The following is a 17330-nucleotide window of genomic DNA, read 5'->3' on the forward strand; positions in this document are numbered from 1 at the left end:
TTTGCGCAAATAGAGAGTCGCAGGAATGAAGCCGTTCACCGCACGTTATCTGCTCCTTGCCGCATTTTCCCTGCTGCTGGGTGCCTGTCAAAGCACACCGCCCGCGCCCCCCGAGGCAACGGACCCGCGCGCCGCCGCCATCGCGCAGCTGGAGCAAAACCTGGCCAGCAGTGAGCTGGCCACCGCCGAAGATCAGCTCGCCACGCTGCAGGCCCAGACGCCTGACGATCCGGCGCTGGAAACCTATCAGCGCCAGCTGGCCGAAGCCTATCTGCAGCGCAGCCAGATCGTGCTGCAAAAAGGCGACGTCAACGCAGCCGCCACCGCCCTGAGCCGCGCCCGGGCTCTGATGCCCAAGGCACCGGCGCTGACCGGCGGCGTCAACAGCGCAATCACCCATGCCCGCAAACTCGAGCTGGATAAAGCCGAGGAGGCCCTCAAAGCCGCTGAAGCCAAGCCTGCCGCCAAGGTCATCGACCCGGCAGCGCCGAGCACCACCGTGGCGCTGGACCTCACCCACATTCAAGACATGCGCCATCAGCTCGACGCCATTGCCACCGACGTGGTGAATTACCAGTGCGACGTGAGCATCCAGGTGCCACGCACGGAAGATTACCCGTGGCTGGCCAGCCTGCTGACCAAACGGGTAAAGCGCATCGATTCGGGGTATGACCTGAAGATCCACCGGCAGATTCTGAAGAATATCCCGGCGCAGATCGTGTTGATTCCACGCAAGGCGCAGTGAAGTAAAAGCATCGGGGGCAAGCCCCCTCCCACACATTGAACTGTGAATACATTCAAATGTGGGAGGGGGCTTGCCCCCGATAGCTATCTAACTAACAACTCCTGCCTTAAGCCGGAATCGCCTTGGCCTTCGGCTCACGCTCCCACACTCGGTGCTGCGCAATCGCGGCGAAAAACGCCTTGAACGCCTTGGCATCCGAGCCGACGATCAGTCCCGCATCCGCTTCAAGCTTCAGCTGATCCAGCAGCGGCTTCACGTCCGCACCCACGGCAATCGCCTTCAAGTGCTTGTAAGCTTCCAGCACGTAATGCAACGCCACACCGTCGCCGCTCAAGGCGTTCACCGAGTCTTTGCCGCCTGGGATAAACACCGCATCGAACGCAATGGATGGCATACCTTCCATCGACGCATCCACCGCCAGGGTTTTGCCATCGGCCGTCTTCACCGGCGCCGAGGTCGGCCCCAGCAGTTTGGCGTGAGCACCTTCGGCCTCCAGAGCCTTTTTCAACGCATCAATCGCGGCGCCATCCACACCGTTCGCCGCCAGGATCGCGACTTTGCGTGTTTTGATATCCCCCGACAGCAGGTTCACCTGGCTCAACGCCGGCGATGTTTTCACCGAGGTCTCGCGTGGCGGCACGGTGCCCTTGGTCGGCGCCGGCAGGCCCAGGTTCTGCGCCACGCGCTTGGCCAGTTCCAGATCGATGTTGGCGAGGATCTCGTTCACCTGGCGCGCACGAATATGCTCGCGCTCGACCTTGCCCAGCTCAAAGCTGTAGGCAGCGATGATGTGCTCTTTCTCGTGGTGGCTCATGCTGTTGAAAAACAGCGTGGCCTGGGAGAAGTGATCGCCGAACGATTCACTGCGCTCACGCACCTTATTGGCATCGACGCGCTCGTAATAGGTTTCGAAACCGCCATCGGTAGGGCCTGGCGGGGTCTCTTTCGGCCAGCCGCCATCGATCGAATTCGGTTCGTACGCCGCGCGGCCCTTGTCGATCACACTGCGGTGCTGCGCGTCGCGCTGGCCATTATGGAACGGCGCCACGGGTCGGTTGATCGGGATTTCATGGAAGTTCGGACCACCCAGGCGGCTGATCTGCGTGTCCGTGTAGGAAAACAGACGGCCTTGCAGCAGCGGGTCGTTGGTAAAATCGATACCCGGCACGATATGCCCAGGGCAGAACGCCACCTGCTCGACTTCGGCAAAGAAGTTGTCCGGGTTGCGGTTAAGCACCATCTTGCCAAGCGGCGTAATCGGCACCAGCTCTTCGGGGATAATCTTGGTCGGGTCGAGCAGGTCGAAGTCAAACTTATGCTCGTCCTCTTCGGCGACGATCTGTACGCCCAATTCCCATTCGGGGTAGTCACCGCTCTCGATGGACTCCCACAGGTCGCGGCGATGGTAGTCGGTATCTTTACCGGCAAGCTTCTGCGCTTCGTCCCACACCAGGGAGCAGGTGCCCACCTTCGGACGCCAGTGGAATTTGACGAAGCTGGACTTGCCCTCGGTGTTGATCAGGCGAAAGGTGTGCACGCCAAAGCCCTGCATGGCGCGCAGGCTTTTAGGAATCGCACGGTCGGACATTGCCCACACCACCATGTGCGCCGACTCCGGCACCAGGGAGACGAAGTCCCAGAAAGTGTCGTGCGCCGAGCCGCCGGTAGGAATTTCGTTGTGAGGCTCGGGTTTTACCGCATGCACGAAGTCAGGAAACTTGATCGCATCCTGAATGAAAAACACCGGCATGTTATTGCCCACCAGGTCGAAGTTGCCTTCTTCGGTGAAAAACTTCACGGCAAAGCCGCGCACGTCGCGCACCGTGTCACCCGAACCACGCGGGCCCTGCACGGTGGAGAATCGAGCAAATACCGGGGTTTTATGCTCGGGGGTGCGCAGGAACCCGGCCTTGGTCAGTGCCGAGTGGTCTTCGTAAGTCTGGAAATAGCCATGGGCACCGGTACCGCGAGCATGCACGATGCGCTCCGGGATACGTTCATGGTCAAAATGCGTGATTTTTTCCCGCATGATGAAATCTTCGAGCAGCGAGGGGCCCCGGGAGCCAACTTTCAAGCTGTTCTGGTTGTCGGAAATCTTCACGCCCTGGTTGGTGCGCAATGCCTGGCCGGTGGCGTCGGAGCGGAAAGCTTCCAAGGCCTGCAGCTTGGCATTGGTATTGCCGCGGTCCAGGGTATCGGTCCCCGCGAGTTCGCTCTTGGGCGGGGTAGCTGGCTTGTTGTCGCTCATCAGTCAAAACTCCTTATTCAAAGTGGCCAGAGCGTTCCCCCGGCTCGTTTGAGCAAAACCCCAGGCACGGCACCTGAGAAATCGAGTTGCTTAAATAGGGACTGACAGGGTTTTGCGCCGTTCCTTTTTTATGACCTTTGATCGCGTTATTGCCAAATCGCTGGTTGGATGCGAAATAAATGCTAAGAAACGCTAAACGGACAGGCTAAAATGCGCGCCCGGCTAACCGCTGATCCCCTTTTCATGCGCCCCACAAGGTTCGCTACGTGATCGAGTTTCAAAACGTCCATAAAACCTACCGTGTCGACGGTAGGGATATCCCCGCGCTGCATCCCACCAGCCTGCGTGTCGAGAACGGCCAGGTGTTCGGCCTGATCGGCCATTCGGGTGCGGGTAAAAGCACACTGCTACACCTGATCAACCGCCTGGAAGAGCCCAGTGGCGGTCAGATCACGGTCGATGGCGAAGAAGTCACCGCCCTGGACGCCAACGGCCTGCGCCGTTTCCGCCAGCAGGTCGGCATGATCTTCCAGCACTTCAACCTGCTGGCGTCCAAGACTGTCGCCGACAACGTGGCGCTGCCGTTGACCCTGGCCGGCGAATTGTCGCGCAAGGCTATCGACCAACGCGTGGCTGAACTGCTGGCCCGCGTCGGCTTGTCGGACCACGCCAAAAAGTACCCGGCGCAATTGTCAGGCGGCCAGAAGCAACGCGTCGGCATCGCCCGCGCCCTGGCGACCAAGCCCAAGATTTTGCTGTGCGACGAAGCCACCAGCGCACTCGACCCGCAGACCACCGCGTCGGTGCTGCAACTGCTGGCTGAAATCAACCGCGAGTTGAAGCTGACCATCGTGCTGATCACCCATGAAATGGACGTGATCCGTCGCGTATGCGACCAGGTCGCCGTGATGGACGCCGGTGTGATCGTGGAGCAAGGCCCTGTGGCCGATGTGTTCCTGCACCCCAAGCACCCGACCACCAAGCGTTTCGTACAGGAAGCCGAACAGGTCGACGAAGGCGAACAGCGCGATGACTTCGCCCACGTACCAGGCCGCATCGTGCGGCTCACGTTCCAAGGCGAGGCGACCTACGCGCCATTGCTGGGTACCGTCGCCCGCGAAACGGGGGTGGACTACAGCATCCTGGCCGGTCGAATCGACCGCATCAAAGACATCCCCTACGGGCAACTGACCCTCGCCTTCACTGGCGGTGACATGGAAGCCGCATTTGCGCGCTTCACCGCCGCCGACGTCCACATGGAGGTGCTGCGCTAATGGACCTGTTCCTGAATTTCTTCGCCGACATCGACTGGTCCGAAATCTGGCTCGCCACCGGCGATACCATGACCATGCTGCTCGGCTCGCTGTTCTTCACGGTCGTGCTGGGCCTGCCCCTGGGCGTGCTGCTGTTCTTGACCAGCCCACGTCAGCTGTTCGAGCAAAAAGGCTTGTACGCTTTTCTGTCGCTGGTCGTGAACATGCTGCGTTCGCTGCCGTTCATCATCCTGCTGATCGTGATGCTTCCATTAACCAAACTGATCACCGGCATATACATGGACGAGGCCACCACGCTGGGCGTTGCGGGCGCGATTCCGCCGCTGGTTATCGGCGCCACGCCATTCTTCGCACGTCTGGTGGAAACCGCCCTGCGTGAAGTGGACCGCGGCATCATCGAGGCCACGCAGTCGATGGGTGCCAGCACGCGCCAGATCATCACCAACGCCTTGCTACCCGAAGCACGCCCCGGCATTTTCGCGGCAATTACCGTGACCGCGATTACACTGGTTTCCTATACGGCGATGGCCGGCGTGGTCGGTGCCGGCGGGCTGGGCGACCTGGCGATCCGTTTCGGTTACCAGCGTTTCCAGGACAATGTAATGGTGGTCACCGTGGTGATGCTGATGATCCTGGTGCAAATTCTGCAAACCGTCGGCGACAAGCTGGTGGTGCACTTTTCTCGCAAATAACGGCCATGGCCGGCCTGGTGCCGGCAGATGCCCGAACAAGGAGCTTGCTGGATGAAAAAACTACTGGTTGCTTTCGCCGCCGTTGCCGCGTTTTCCGCTCACGCCGAGACCATCAAGGTCGCTGCTTCGCCAGTGCCGCATGCGCAAATCCTGGAATTCGTGAAGCCTGCGCTGGCCAAAGAAGGCGTGGACCTGCAGATCAAAGTCTTCACCGACTACGTGCAGCCCAACGTACAAGTGGCCGAAAAGCGCCTGGACGCCAACTTCTTCCAGCACCAGCCATACCTGGATGAATTCAACAAAGCCAAAGGCACTCACCTGGTGAGTGTCGGCGCTGTGCACTTGGAGCCCCTGGGCGCGTACTCGAGCAAATTCAAGAAGCTGGACGAGCTGCCAAGCGGCGCCAACGTTGTGATCCCGAACGACGCCACCAACGGCGGCCGAGCCCTGCTGCTTCTGGCCAACAACGGCCTGATTACCCTGAAGGACCCAACCAACATTCTGTCGACCACCAAAGACATTACCGCCAACCCGAAAAACCTGAAGTTCCGCGAACTGGAAGCCGCCACCCTGCCGCGCGTGCTGACCCAGGTCGACCTGGCGCTGATCAACACCAACTACGCCCTGGAAGCCAAGCTGGACCCTTCCAAGGACGCCCTGTTGATTGAAGGCAGCGACTCGCCGTATGTGAACATCCTGGTCACCCGCGAAGACAACAAGGACGCGGACGCCGTGAAGAAACTGATCGCCGCTTTGCACACCCCTGAGGTGAAGCAATTCATCGAAGAAAAATACAAAGGCGCGATCAAGCCGGCGTTCTGATCCTGCAGAAACAACCTGATCCCCAGTCCACTCGCGATCAACAATATGGGAGGGGGCTTGCTCCCGATAGCAATGCTTCAGTCGGCATCTACATCGACTGGCACTCTGCTATCGGGGGCAAGCCCCCTCCCACATTAGATTTGTGCAAGATTCGAATGTGCTAATCGACGACCAACCGTAGTGCCTCTGACATCGGCCACCTGATGGGCTTGCATCTCGATTCAGCATTACGGCGTGAACTCGATTCCGATCAACAGCAGACGCTGGCCCCGATCCCTCAGGCAACACAAAGCAAATGTGGGAGGGGGCTTGCCCCCGATGGCAGTGCTTCAGTCGGCATCTACATCGGCTGACACTCTGCTATCGGGGCAAGCCCCCTTCCACATGTGTGGTGTGTCGGCTATTACTGACGCTGCAACAACCCTGGCAATTGCGCCACCAGCTTCTGGTTGTTCAACGGCGCGCGGATAAAACCACGTTGCGTACCGTCCGGGCCGATCAGCGCGAGGTTGCCGCTGTGATCGACGGTGTAGTTGGGCTTGCTGGTATCGGCCGGGATGAACGGGATACTCACGGCGTTCGAGACCTTTTGCACCTCAGCCACATTTGCGCCGGTCAGACCCTGGAATTGCGGATCGAAATAGCCCAGGTATTGCTTGAGCTGGGTCGGGGTATCGCGGTTGGGGTCGACGCTCACCAGGATCACCTGAAGTTTATCCACAACGTCCTTGGGCAGCTCGCTTTTGATCTGGCGCAGCTGGGCGAGGGTAGTAGGGCAAATGTCCGGGCAGAAGGTGTAGCCGAAGAACAGCAGACTCCACTTGCCCTTCAATTCATTGATCAGCACCGGCTGGCCGTCCTGATTGGCCATGGTCACCGGCGGCAGCGCACGGCTTTGCGGCAGCAGGATAATGCCGGCGTCGATTAACGCGGTCGGGTCGCCCTGGCCTTTGCCGTTGAGCACTTTGTTGACGGTCAGGCCCATGATCAACGCGACGATGGCCACCAGGATAAAGACGGTTTTTTGAGTTCGAGTCATAGGTTCAACAGTAAGTAGTGGTCTACGAGCAGCGCGATAAACAGCAGGAACAGGTACCAGACAGAGTACTTGAAGGTGTTGATCGCCGCGTGCGGCCGACCGCCACGGTACAACACCCAGGCCCATTGCAGAAAGCGCGCACCCAAGACCAGCGCGCAACCCAGGTAGAGCGGGCCGCTCATATGGATCACATAGGGCATAAGGCTTACCGCCAGCAGGGCGAAGGTGTAGAGCAGGATATGCACCTTGGTGTAATGCTCGCCGTGGGTTACCGGCAGCATCGGAATATCGGCCTTGGCATATTCCTCCTTGCGGTGAATGGCCAGGGCCCAGAAGTGCGGCGGGGTCCAGGCGAAGATAATCAGCACCAGCAGCAGCGGCTCGGCGCTGACATGCCCGGTAACCGCAACCCAGCCCAGCAACGGCGGCGCGGCCCCGGCCAGGCCACCGATGACGATATTCTGCGGCGTCGCGCGCTTGAGAAAACCGGTGTAGATCACTGCATAGCCCAATAACGACGCCAAGGTCAGCCACGCCGCCAGCGCATTGGTGAACACCAGCAACAGCGTAAGCCCGGCCACCGCCAACACCAACGCAAAGGCCAGCGCGGCCACGGGCTGCACGCGCCCTTGCGCCAGCGGCCGCTTGTGGGTGCGAGCCATCACGGCGTCGATCCGCCGGTCCACCACGTGGTTGATCGCCGCGGCGCCGCCGGCACACAGAGCGATCCCCAGGTTGCCGAAAACCAGTACTGTCCACGGCACCCCTGCGCGGGTTGCGAGAAACATACCGACCAAGGAAGTGATCAGCATCAGCACCACCACTTTCGGCTTGGTCAGCTCCAGATAGTCGCGCCAGAGCGCCTGGTCGTGCCGCGCGCCGGTCAAGGTCGCCATGGCATCTCTCCTTTAAGGGTGATCAGGCCCGATACCGGTTTGCGCGGGATAAAACGCCAGCCGTACGGCCGCTGACTGCGCGCCCGCACCAGGCTGGTACGCGCGTGGTAATTGACCAGCACCAGCGTCAGCAACAACCCGGCGCCGCCGGCGTTATGGGCCACGGCCACCGGCAGCGGCAGATGGAAATACACATTGCTCAAGCCCAGGCCGATCTGCGCGGCCAGGGCGATCAGCAACAGGCCCGCCAGCCGCGTCATGCCCACTGCGCGCAGTTGCCAGGCCAGGCCGAGCAGAGCCAAAGTGACGATAACCGCGCCCACGCGGTGGGTCAGGTGAATGGCCGTGCGCGCCTCGCTGTCGAGTTGCCCGCCCAGGTAGTTCGGGCCGATGTGCTGGGTCAGGTGAAAGCCGTTGGCAAAGTCCGCCGCCGGCCACCATTGACCATGGCAGGTAGGCAGGTCGATGCAGGCCACCGCCGCGTAGTTGGAGCTCACCCAGCCGCCCAGGGCGATCTGTCCGATCACCAGCACCAGCCCGGCCGTCGCCCAATACTGCAGGCGCCTGGGCACGACCAGCGCCGGCAGTACACCGGACAATCGCAGGGTCAACAGGAACAGCAGGCTCAAGGTGGCAAAGCCGCCCAGCAGATGCCCGGTGACGACCTGGGGCCACAGCTTCAACGTCACCGTCCACATGCCGAATGCGGCCTGGGCAACTACCACGACCAACAAAAACAGCGGCAATTTCACCGGCTGGCCGGGATCGCGCCGATGGCTCCAGCACCGCGCCGCCAGCACGCCGATCACCAACCCCAAGGTGCCGGCGAAGTAGCGGTGGATCATCTCGCTCCAGCCTTTGCCAGCCTCCACCGGCGTATCGGGAAAATGCAGCTCGGCATGGGCCAGCTGGGCTTCGCTGTTGGGCACGGCGATAAATCCGTAGCAACCGGGCCAGTCAGGGCAGCCCAGGCCGGCGTGGGTCAGGCGCGTATAGGCACCGAGCAGCACGACGATCAGCGCCAGCAGGGTGGCAAACAACGCGAGGCGAAATCCAGGTTTGGCCATGACGATGCCCTTATCCGATATTTGACAGTTTCAGCAGGTGACGCAGGTCGTTGAGCAGATCCTTGCCCTTGACCGTGGCGTCGTAGCGCAGAACCAGGTTGCCGTGGGGGTCGACGATCCACAGCTGCGCCTCACCCGGCGCGGCGGCGTTGCGGGTGAAGGTCGACAGATCCAGCACATAGCGTTGCAACTGCGGATATTCGGCCTTGAGCCTGGCGTCGTAGTCCGCACTCAGCGGCTGCGCGCTGGCCAGCGCGTGGCTGGCGCGGGAGGCATCGCGCCCCAGACCGATCTGCAGCTGCCGGGCCAGATACACCAGTTGCCGGCAATCGGTGGCGCAGGCGGTGGGCGCGGTCACCAACAGTTGCCAGCGCTGCTCGTCGGCCTGCACGCCGATATCGGCGCGGGTCTGGCCATCACCGATCATCTCGCCGTGATAGCTGCGGCTGTCAGGCACCCAGAACTGCAGCTTGTACATGAGCGTGGCCAACACCATCGGGCCGATGACCATCAGCAGGATCAGGATCAATTGCCAGCGACCTTTGCGGCGGTCGGGCAGCTCAGACAGGTCGGGTGGATTCACGGCCGCTCCCATGGGGCTTCTCCTTTTTTGTGTGGTGCCATCCGAGATAGAGATAAAGCGCCAGCAGCGCCACTGCCATGGCGAACCACTGCACGGCATACGCCAAGTGTTTTTCCGGCCCCATGGCCACTACCGGCCACTGGGTTTCGTAGGTGGCAGGACCAGGTTCGGCGCGCAGCTCGTAGGCATAACCACTGCGGCCCAGCTCGGCCCACAATGCGACCGGGTGCAGTGCGGTAAGCAAGCGCGGCCAACTCGACACGACCGGGTCGGCCTGCAACTGAAAGGTCTCGCCCGGTGCCACGTACACCCAGGCGTCGAGATTCAGCGGTTGTTCAGGGGTGGTGAAGGCCGGCGGCGTGCGCCGGTCCGGCCAGGGCAGCCAGCCGCGATTGAGCAGCAACCACAGACCGCTGGCCTGGTCATGGAAGGGTTGCAGCAGCTCGACGCCGGCCTTGCCATCGCGCATGCGGTTGTCGAGCAGTACGCTGTGTTCGGCATCGAACCGCCCGCGCAGGTGAACTCGGCGAAATGCGGGGTCCACCTGTTGCGTGAGCTGGTCGCTGGTGATGGGTTCGGCGGCGCGGCGCTCTGCGTAGCTGTCCATCAACGCCTGCTTTTCCTGGCCGCGAGACAGCTGCCAGCAGCCCAGCCCCACCATCAGCGGTAACAGCAGCAGCACCACTACCGTCGGCGCGATACCGGGACGAAAGCGCTGCCAGGCACTGGCTATACTGGATTCCATCGCCCCTCCCCTTGAAAGCCCAGGAGCCGCACCATGCTCAAAGCAGCCATTGCCCTGATGCTGATCGCGACCGTCGTGAGCCTGTTCAGTGGCTTGTTCTTCCTGGTCAAGGACGAGGGCCACTCCAGCCGCCTCGTCACCGCCCTGACCGTGCGCGTGGTGCTGGCCGTGATCACCCTGGGATTGATCACCTGGGGCTTTTTCAGCGGCCAGCTGGTGTCGCACGCGCCGTGGTGAAACGCCTCACAGCACGTATACGAAGAAAAACAGGCCGATCCACACCACATCCACAAAGTGCCAATACCAACTGGCCGCTTCGAAGCCGAACTGGTGCTCGGCATTGAAATGCCCACGCAGGATGCGCATCAGCATCACAAATAGAATGACCGTGCCGATGGTGACGTGGGCGCCGTGGAAACCGGTGAGCATAAAGAACGTCGCGCCGTACACGCCCGAGCCCAATGTCAGGCCCAGTTCCTTATACGCATGGATATATTCCTCAGCCTGGAACCCCAGGAACGCCAGGCCCAGCAGAACAGTGATAGCCAACCAGAGTTTCAGCGCGCCGCGATGGCCTTTGCGCAGGGCATGGTGGGCAATGGTGATGGTGACGCTGGAACTGACCAGCAGAATCGTATTGACCAGCGGCAAGCCCCACGGGCTGATAGTGCCTTCCGGCGCAGGGTAGAGTTTCGGGTCCGGGTTGTTGAGCAACGGCCAGGCAAATTCAAAGTTCGGCCACAGCATGTGCGCAATGCCTTTGGGACCTTCGCCGGCCAACGCGGGACCGGACACATGGCGCACATAGAACAGCGCGCCGAAGAAGGCGATAAAGAACATCACTTCGGAAAAGATGAACCAGCTCATCCCCCAGCGGAACGAGCGATCCATCTGCGCACTGTACAAACCGGCGCGACTTTCCTTTATTACCGCGCCGAACCAGCCGAACAGCATGTAGGCCAACAGCAAGCCACCGACGAAAAAGATCCACGGCCCGTGGGATTCCGGGCGCGCCGCCTTGAGATCGTTGAACCACAGACCCAGGCCGTACACGGTGGTCAACAGGCCGAACGTGGCAATTATTGGCCATTTGCTTTGCGCTGGTACGTAGTACGTATCATGAGTCGACATGTATTCGCTCTCCTGATTGAGCGGGCAAACAGTAGCTAGCCGCCGCTGTGGGCGGCCACGGGCGGTTGGCGCGCGGTGATATCAAACAGCGTGTACGCCAGGGTCAGATGCTTCACATCCTTGGGCATGTCACGGTCGACGATGAAACGCACGGGCATTTCGATGCGCTCGCCGGGCTGCAGCACTTGCTGGGTGAAGCAAAAGCACTCGGTTTTGTGGAAGTACACCGCCGCTTCGGCCGGGGAAATGCTCGGGATCGCCTGCGCAGTCATCGGTTTTTTGCTGGGGTTGTAGGCTACGAACAGCATCTCGTTGACCGCCCCGGGGTTGACCACCAGCTCATCGGCCTTGGAGCGAAATTCCCAGACCATGTCGATGGCATTAGTGGCCAGAAACTGCACGCGCACTTGGCGCGACGGGTCCACTACCTGCGAGCCCTCGTACTGCCCTGCGGTCTTGCCGTTGATGCCGAACGCCTTGCACATCACGTCATAGATGGGCACCAGCGCGAAGCCGAAGGCGAACATCGCCACTACCAGGATCAACAGCCGGGTGACCAGGCGCTTGAGGGGCACGGAGTCAGCCATGGCGTCCACCTGCTGCGTCGCAAACCAGGCTGATGTCGGCTGGCATACCGTCATCGGGGGCAAGCCCCCTCCCACAAGGGATCAGCGTCTTCATTTGACCTCCGGCGGCGTGGTGAAGGTGTGGTACGGCGCCGGCGATGGAATGCTCCACTCCAACCCTTCGGCGCCATCCCACGGTTTGGCCGGTGCCGGTGGGCCGCCACGGATGCACTTGATCACGATAAACAGGAAGAAGATTTGCGTGGCGCCAAACATGAACGCGCCGATCGACGACACCATGTTGAAGTCGGCGAACTGCAGGTTGTAGTCCGGCACCCGCCGCGGCATGCCGGCCAGGCCCACGAAGTGCATCGGGAAGAACGCCATGTTCATGCCCACGAAAGACAGCCAGAAGTGCAGCTTGCCCAGGGTTTCGTCGTACATGTGGCCGGTCCATTTCGGCAGCCAGTAGTACGCCGAAGCGAAAATGCCGAAGATCGCGCCGGGCACCAGTACGTAATGGAAGTGCGCCACCACGAAGTAGGTGTCGTGGTATTGGAAGTCCGCCGGCGCAATGGCCAGCATCAAGCCGGAGAAACCGCCGATGGTGAACAGGATCACGAAGGCCACGGCGAACAGCATCGGCGTCTCGAAGGTCAGCGAGCCTTGCCACATGGTGCTGACCCAGTTGAACACCTTCACCCCCGTCGGCACGGCGATCAGCAACGTGGCGTACATGAAGAACAACTCGCCCACCAGCGGAATGCCCACCACGAACATATGGTGCGCCCACACGATGAACGACAGGAACGCGATGCTCGCCGTGGCGTAGACCATCGAGGTGTAACCGAACAGCGGCTTGCGCGAAAAAGTCGGGATGATCGAGCTGACGGCGCCGAAGGCCGGCAGGATCATGATGTACACCTCGGGGTGGCCGAAGAACCAGAACACGTGCTGGAACAGCACCGGATCACCGCCACCGGCGGCACTGAAGAAGCTGGTGCCGAAGTGAATATCCATCAGCATCATGGTCACGCAGCCCGCCAGCACCGGCATCACCGCAATCAGCAGGAAGGCGGTGATCAGCCAGGTCCACACAAACAGCGGCATCTTCATCAACGTCATGCCGGGGGCGCGCAGGTTGAGGATGGTGGCGACCACGTTGATCGCACCCATGATCGAGCTGATGCCCATCAGGTGGATGGCGAAGATGAAAAACGTCACGCTTTCCGGCGCATACGTGGTGGAGAGCGGCGCATAGAAGGTCCAGCCGAAATTCGGCCCTCCGCCCGGCGTGAACAAGGTCGACACCAGCAACAGGAACGCCGCCGGCAACAGCCAGAAGCTGAAGTTGTTCATGCGTGGCAGCGCCATGTCGGGCGCGCCGATCATCAGCGGGATCATCCAGTTGGCCAGGCCGACAAACGCCGGCATTACCGCGCCGAACACCATGATCAGACCGTGCATCGTGGTCATCTGGTTGAAGAACGCCGGCTCCACGATCTGCAACCCCGGCTGAAATAACTCGGCGCGGATCACCATGGCGAAGGAGCCGCCCAGCAGGAACATGGTGAAGGCGAACCACAGATACATCGTGCCGATGTCTTTGTGGTTGGTGGTCAGCACCCAGCGCATCAATCCTTTGGCGGGGCCGTGGGCGTGGTCACTGGCGTGGCCATGGTCATCGATCACAGCGCTCATGGCCGTTCTCCTGCAAAAGAAGGGGCGGGGCGGTTCAGGGCATTTGCAATGAAAGAAGTCATTTGCTTTCCGCCTGCTTGATGGCCAACACATCTTTAGGCGTGACCATGTCGCCCTTGTTGTTGCCCCACGCGTTGCGCTCGTAGGTCACTACGGCGGCGATATCCACTTCCGAGAGCTGCTTGCCGAACGCGGCCATCGCAGTGCCAGGCTTACCGTGGTAGACAAGGCTCAGGTGATCGGCCGCAGGCCCGGTGGCAATTTTCGAGCCTTTGAGCGCCGGGAACATAGGCGGCAAGCCCTGACCCTCAGCCTGGTGACAGGCCACGCAAGTGGTGTGGTAAACCTTGTCGCCACGGGCCACCAGCTCTTCAAGGGTCCACTCTTTGGAGGTCAGCTCCTTTAGCTTGGCGGCGTCGGCCTTGCGCTCGCCGAGCCAGGTGTCGTAGTCGGCCTTGGATTTGACTTCCACCACGATGGGCATGAAGCCGTGGTCCTTGCCGCACAGCTCAGCGCATTGACCACGGTAGAGGCCAGGCTTTTCGATACGGGTCCAGGCTTCGTTGACGAATCCGGGGATGGCGTCACGCTTGACCGCAAACGCCGGCACCCACCAGGAGTGGATCACATCGGCGGCGGTCACCAGAAAGCGCACCTTGGCGCCCACCGGCAGCACCAGCGGCTGGTCGACTTCCAGCAGGTAGTGCTCACCCTTGGTGGCCTGGTTGCGGATCTGCTCGGCAGGCGTAGCCAGGTTGCTGAAGAATTCAACATCCTGGCCCAGGTATTTGTAATGCCATTTCCACTGGTAGCCGGTGACCTGGATATCGATGTCCGACTCACTGCTGTCGTAGATATTGATCAGGGTCTTGGTGGCCGGGATGGCCATCGCGATCAGGATCAGCAGGGGCACGACAGTCCAGAGGATTTCCACGGTGGTGCTCTCGTGGAACTTGGCCGCGACCTGGCCGGTGGAGCGGCGGTGGACGATCATCGACCAGAACATGGCGCCGAACACCACGATGCCGATCACTACACAGATCCAGAAAATGGTCATGTGCAGGTCAAACACCGCGTGACTGACTTCTGTCGCCCCTGGCGCCATATTCGTGGTCCAGGCGGCGTGCGCCTGGCCGAATACCGACCACAACAGGAGGCCCATCCAAACATGTGGATGTCGCATCATTGCGAGTTCCCCTTATCGTTCTTGTTATCCCGCCGGTTGTGCACCTGCGTCGAAGGGAGCGGCTTCCATACTGCTTACAACCGCTTAGCCTTGCCTGCTTATGCAGTCTGGCGTCATCAGCTAATCGCGTACAAATCCGAGTATAGACAGGGTCTGCAACCCCGCAATGTGTAGGGGCAAATGAGCGAAAATGATCGGAGAAACTCAATAAACCCGGGTGCGGAATCGTTTTTCCGACGAACGATGGCTATTCGATATAACCCCTGCGCATAACCGTGAAATAATTATGACAAATGCGTCTTAGCCGCTCGTATAAACGAGCTAACTTATGCTGTCCCTATTCCTACACCTGCTTGACTGGAGCCTTCATGAACACCGCCGCATTGCGCGAGCAGATTTCCCGTGCCCATCAACACGAAGCCACAACGGGCCAGCTTGCCCTGCAACTGGAAAAACAATTGCCGGATCTGCATTCGGCCATTTCCCTTGCTGATTATGATCGCAACTTAGTCATGACCCGCTTCGTCACCGCTTACATCGATCTTGTCCCGGAGTTGCTCGAGGCCGCCAACGACGTGGCCCGCGAAGCCGGTATCGAAAGCCAGATCAAGCCTGTGCTGAAGATCGCCGAGCATTTTTTCCTGCAGCCGCCCGCCATGCTGGAAGGTCATGAAGGGCTCGACGGCCTGCTGGACGAAGCGTACCTGGCCCATCGTCTGGTGGAAGAGGTCAACGACTTGTATATCAAACACTTTGGCCAGCCTCTGATTCCGGCGGATACCACCGTGGCCAACGTGATTGCCCATCAGTTGATCGGCGAAACGTTCGCCAACCAACTGGATGAAGTCGTACACCATGCCGTGGATGAAATGCTCAACGAAGACAGCTTTGCGCTGGAATCCGTCGAAGCCTATCGCGAGCAGCTCAAAAGCCCGGAAACGGAAGCGGCGTGGAAGCGCTGGCCGTGCCTTTCCCGCCAGCTGGGGGTTGAACTGGCGCTGGATCGCCCGGCTTAAACTTTCAATCTGATGTGGGAGGGAGCCGGTCCTCTCCCACATGTTGATTCGACTCCGTCAGCCGATAGAGGGTGCCGAGCCGATCCCCGTCGTCATCCTGATGCGGCCTTCGAGCCTGCGTTTCAACCCTCGCGCTTCAATCACCAACTTCGACCCTTTGGCAGCATTGGCCCGCCCCCATTCCTCCAGCAACTCCAGACAGGAATGATCGATGTAACTCAGGTTATTGAGCGGCACATGCACAGTGGTGCCGGCCGGCACGGTCGACAGCACCTGGGTCAGCGCCGGCACTTTGAGAAATGTCGCCGCGCCGATCAAGCGCAACTCCATCTCACCGTCCTGAGGCAGATCAATCAGGCTCACCTTCAAGCGTGACGCCTTGAACGCGAGCTTGACCAGCGTCAGACCAAAACCCACCAGCACGCCGGTCAGCAAGTCGGTGAAGATGATCGCCAGTGCGGTCGCGGCATAGGTAAACATCGGCATCCGGCCATAACGTCCCAATGCCTTGAAGGCCTTGAGGTCAACCAGCTTGATCCCGGTGTACACCAGCACACCCGCCAGGCTCGCCACCGGAATGCTTTGCAGCACGCTCGACAGCAGCAGCACAAAACCCAGCAGCCACACGCCGTGAAACATGGCAGACAATCGCGTGGTAGCACCGGCCTGTACGTTGGCCGAACTGCGCACGATTACACCGGTCATCGGCAGGGCGCCCACCAGGCCGCACAGCATGTTGCCTACGCCTTGGGCGGACAATTCCTTGTCGAAATCGGAACGTTGACCACTGTGCATGCGATCCACAGCGGCCGCGGAGAGCAGGGTTTCGGCACTGGCAATAAACGCAACGGCAAACGCGGCGATCAGCAATTGTGGGTCGGCCAGGTTGAGCAGGTCGCTGGGGCGCAGCCAGTCGATCGCGTCGGCGAGGTTCTCGGGCACCTCAACCCGCTTGACCTGCAACGCCAGCACCAGGCTGGTGACCGTGGCCAGGCCGACACCGAGCAGGGCGCCCGGCACGAAGCGCAGCGACTGCGGGCGCAGCTTGTCCCACAGGTACATCACCAGCATCGTGGACAAGCCGAGCACTCCCGCCTGCCAGCCGAGGCCGCCGCCGAGGGTGGGGATAGCTTCGACCAGTGCGGCCGGGAAGCCCGCCAGGTTATCCAGCCCCGAGGGCTTGGGCGCGCCATCGAGCATCACATGAATCTGCGACAGCACAATCAGCACGCCAATGCCCGCCAGCATGCCGTAGACCACCGCCGGTGCCGTCACGCGGAACCAGCAGCCCAGACGCAAACGCCCGGCCACCAGTTGCAGAAACCCCGCCAACAACAGGATCGGCCCCAGCATCAGCATGCCGTGCTGGCGCACCAACTCGAACACCAGCACCGCCAAACCCGCCGCCGGGCCGCTGACTTGCAGCGGCGACCCCGCCAGCCAGCCCACCACGAGGCCACCGATAATACCGGTGATCAGGCCCTTGGCCGGCGGCATGCCGGACGCAATGGCGATACCCATGCACAAGGGCAGGGCGACCAGAAACACAACCACCGAAGCAAGCAACTCCCGTGGCAATACAGCTTTCAATTGAGCAGCACGCATGATGGCTCTCCCGA

17 protein-coding genes are annotated in these 17330 nt (G+C 60.9%); 6 read left to right on the forward strand and 11 right to left on the reverse strand.

Annotated features, from left to right (window positions below; translation table 11 throughout):
- Nucleotides 1–25 precede the first annotated feature (25 nt).
- Nucleotides 26–745: a PA5502 family lipoprotein gene (locus OSC50_RS24255; protein ID WP_266245263.1), complete on the forward strand. Its 720-nt coding sequence runs from the start codon at nt 26–28 to the stop codon at nt 743–745.
- A gap of 106 nt (nt 746–851) precedes the next feature.
- On the opposite strand, the gene katE is transcribed toward OSC50_RS24255, so the two are convergent.
- Nucleotides 852–2993 carry a catalase HPII gene (katE, locus tag OSC50_RS24260; RefSeq protein WP_181077417.1) on the reverse strand — a complete coding sequence of 714 codons (2142 nt, stop codon included), beginning with the start codon at nt 2991–2993 and terminating at the stop codon, nt 852–854.
- A 266-nt stretch (nt 2994–3259) separates the two neighbouring features.
- Here katE and OSC50_RS24265 point away from each other — a divergent pair, with 266 nt between their 5' ends.
- The 3 genes from OSC50_RS24265 to OSC50_RS24275 are packed head-to-tail and all read left to right on the forward strand — an operon-like array spanning nt 3260 to nt 5781.
- The gene (locus OSC50_RS24265) at nt 3260–4267 is read left to right on the forward strand and encodes a methionine ABC transporter ATP-binding protein (protein WP_266245261.1); all 1008 of its coding nucleotides are present in this window, start codon (nt 3260–3262) and stop codon (nt 4265–4267) included.
- Complete coding sequence (locus tag OSC50_RS24270; RefSeq protein ID WP_266245259.1) at nt 4267–4959, forward strand: methionine ABC transporter permease; 693 nt, start codon at nt 4267–4269, stop codon at nt 4957–4959. The genes OSC50_RS24265 and OSC50_RS24270 overlap by 1 nt, the downstream gene beginning before the upstream one ends.
- Before the next feature lie 51 nt (nt 4960–5010).
- The gene (locus tag OSC50_RS24275; protein WP_266245257.1) at nt 5011–5781 is read left to right on the forward strand and encodes a MetQ/NlpA family ABC transporter substrate-binding protein; all 771 of its coding nucleotides are present in this window, start codon (nt 5011–5013) and stop codon (nt 5779–5781) included.
- 403 nt (nt 5782–6184) lie between these two features.
- Here OSC50_RS24275 and OSC50_RS24280 read toward each other — a convergent pair whose 3' ends face one another.
- From OSC50_RS24280 to OSC50_RS24300, 5 genes are read right to left on the reverse strand one after another with little or no spacing between them, the layout of a single operon-like run.
- The gene (locus tag OSC50_RS24280) at nt 6185–6820 is read right to left on the reverse strand and encodes an SCO family protein (RefSeq protein WP_181077422.1); all 636 of its coding nucleotides are present in this window, start codon (nt 6818–6820) and stop codon (nt 6185–6187) included.
- The gene (cyoE, locus tag OSC50_RS24285) at nt 6817–7716 is read right to left on the reverse strand and encodes a heme o synthase (RefSeq protein WP_253509877.1); all 900 of its coding nucleotides are present in this window, start codon (nt 7714–7716) and stop codon (nt 6817–6819) included. Before cyoE ends, OSC50_RS24280 begins: the two co-directional genes overlap by 4 nt.
- Complete coding sequence (locus tag OSC50_RS24290) at nt 7704–8783, reverse strand: COX15/CtaA family protein (protein ID WP_253509876.1); 1080 nt, start codon at nt 8781–8783, stop codon at nt 7704–7706. Before OSC50_RS24290 ends, cyoE begins: the two co-directional genes overlap by 13 nt.
- A gap of 10 nt (nt 8784–8793) precedes the next feature.
- Nucleotides 8794–9378: a PA_0111/PP_0108 family redox-active disulfide protein gene (locus tag OSC50_RS24295; RefSeq protein ID WP_253509875.1), complete on the reverse strand. Its 585-nt coding sequence runs from the start codon at nt 9376–9378 to the stop codon at nt 8794–8796.
- A complete protein-coding gene (locus OSC50_RS24300) occupies nt 9344–10111 on the reverse strand; it encodes an SURF1 family protein (RefSeq protein WP_253509874.1) in 768 nt (255 codons plus the stop codon). Before OSC50_RS24300 ends, OSC50_RS24295 begins: the two co-directional genes overlap by 35 nt.
- Before the next feature lie 33 nt (nt 10112–10144).
- On the opposite strand from OSC50_RS24300, the gene OSC50_RS24305 reads away from it, so the two are divergent.
- Nucleotides 10145–10348 (forward strand): twin transmembrane helix small protein, encoded by a 204-nt coding sequence (locus tag OSC50_RS24305; RefSeq protein ID WP_181077430.1) that lies wholly within the window; start codon nt 10145–10147, stop codon nt 10346–10348.
- Between the two features lie 6 nt (nt 10349–10354).
- On the opposite strand, the gene OSC50_RS24310 is transcribed toward OSC50_RS24305, so the two are convergent.
- The 4 genes from OSC50_RS24310 to coxB form a co-directional block, all read right to left on the reverse strand.
- A complete protein-coding gene (locus OSC50_RS24310; protein ID WP_253509873.1) occupies nt 10355–11242 on the reverse strand; it encodes a cytochrome c oxidase subunit 3 in 888 nt (295 codons plus the stop codon).
- Between the two features lie 35 nt (nt 11243–11277).
- Nucleotides 11278–11829 (reverse strand): cytochrome c oxidase assembly protein, encoded by a 552-nt coding sequence (locus OSC50_RS24315; protein WP_181077434.1) that lies wholly within the window; start codon nt 11827–11829, stop codon nt 11278–11280.
- A 90-nt stretch (nt 11830–11919) separates the two neighbouring features.
- The gene (ctaD, locus tag OSC50_RS24320) at nt 11920–13509 is read right to left on the reverse strand and encodes a cytochrome c oxidase subunit I (protein WP_034101690.1); all 1590 of its coding nucleotides are present in this window, start codon (nt 13507–13509) and stop codon (nt 11920–11922) included.
- A 58-nt stretch (nt 13510–13567) separates the two neighbouring features.
- Nucleotides 13568–14695 (reverse strand): cytochrome c oxidase subunit II, encoded by a 1128-nt coding sequence (gene coxB / locus OSC50_RS24325; RefSeq protein ID WP_181077437.1) that lies wholly within the window; start codon nt 14693–14695, stop codon nt 13568–13570.
- 368 nt (nt 14696–15063) lie between these two features.
- On the opposite strand from coxB, the gene OSC50_RS24330 reads away from it, so the two are divergent.
- Nucleotides 15064–15711 (forward strand): hypothetical protein, encoded by a 648-nt coding sequence (locus tag OSC50_RS24330; protein ID WP_266245251.1) that lies wholly within the window; start codon nt 15064–15066, stop codon nt 15709–15711.
- A 57-nt stretch (nt 15712–15768) separates the two neighbouring features.
- On the opposite strand, the gene OSC50_RS24335 is transcribed toward OSC50_RS24330, so the two are convergent.
- Complete coding sequence (locus OSC50_RS24335) at nt 15769–17316, reverse strand: SulP family inorganic anion transporter (protein ID WP_253509872.1); 1548 nt, start codon at nt 17314–17316, stop codon at nt 15769–15771.
- Nucleotides 17317–17330: the final 14 nt, after the last annotated feature.

This window comes from Pseudomonas quebecensis (genome assembly GCF_026410085.1).
GTDB classification, from domain to species: domain Bacteria; phylum Pseudomonadota; class Gammaproteobacteria; order Pseudomonadales; family Pseudomonadaceae; genus Aquipseudomonas; species Aquipseudomonas quebecensis.